Genomic DNA, 1,043 nt, shown 5'->3' with positions numbered 1-1,043 from the left:
CATATATTACAAAACCCCCTTATGTGGGGGGGCGTTGATTTTGTTTTCGTCTGCGGGGGGGCTTGGCGCGGCCCCCGGGGGGGGGCCGGGGGGCCCCCCCCCGCCGCCGGCGGGGGGCCCCGGGGGGCCCCCCCGTCCACGGGGCACACTCAACCCGCGCGGGCGGCCATATGGCTACAGTCTCGCCGCCTCCTGGCGAGGCTCCGGAAGCTTGGGCGAGGTGCGGAACAGCGCCTGTGCCCCGGTGAGCTGCCTCGTCGGCACCGCCCAGCGGCCTGTGGGCCGCCTACCAGCGCAAGCGGGCGCAAACCGTCTTGCCGGCCCCGGGTCCGGGACGGACACGTACCTCGCCGGCCAGCTCGGTGACCACCCGCAGTCCCCAGCCACCCCGCACACCGGAGAGGTCGGGAGCGTGCGCACGGGGAAGACGAGGGCTGGTGTCGCTGACCGCGATATCGAGCTCCGACTCATCCGCCCGCAGCCGCAAGGTGCACGGCCCCGGCGCATGACGTCGCGCGTTGCCCACGAGTTCGCTCACCACGATCAGGACTGCCTCCACGAGCTGCGGCCGAAGAGGGCGGCCGAGCAGGGACGCGGCTTCGGTGAAATACGCGAGAGTGGTACGCCGGACCGAGCGGAGGGACTCGGCGTCGGGCAGCTCGAACGAACGCGTCTGGGCGGTGGCCATGGCGCCTCTCCCCAATAGCCCCCTCGTATGAGGGCTCATGTGGCGGCTGCCCAGACCCCGACGCCTTAAGTGCGCTCGGGGCGGGCTTCGCGGATCCGGACGCCCAGCAGGCGTGGCCCGGTCGGCGAGCATCGTCCAGGAGCTAGTGCCGCGTCAGGCAACGTTCGCCCCGTCGCGACGCCCGGCACGGCGACTCGCGGCGTTGCCGAATCAACCGAGTAGGCCCCACTACGAGGTCGATCCGGCGCCTTGCGATCCGTCCCCTCGGCCCCTGCGGGCCTGGGGAGGCCCCACCCCCTCGGCCCCTGCGGGCCTGGGGAGGCCCCACCCCCTCGGCCCCTGCGGGCCTGGGGAG

At 73.3% G+C, this 1,043-nt stretch carries 1 protein-coding gene; it reads right to left on the bottom strand.

Annotation, left to right across the window (positions count from 1 at the left end; translation table 11 throughout):
* Positions 1 to 286: 286 nt before the first annotated feature.
* Entirely contained in the window at positions 287 to 688 is a 402-nt protein-coding gene (locus ACFWI9_RS20070; RefSeq protein ID WP_387163788.1) for an ATP-binding protein, read from the bottom strand.
* Positions 689 to 1,043 lie beyond the last annotated feature (355 nt).

This window comes from Streptomyces sp. NPDC127084 (assembly GCF_042724175.1).
GTDB lineage: Bacteria > Actinomycetota > Actinomycetes > Streptomycetales > Streptomycetaceae > Streptomyces.
The sequence above is the reverse complement of the archived record's forward strand: the minus strand, read 5'-3'. Positions and strand labels throughout refer to the sequence as shown.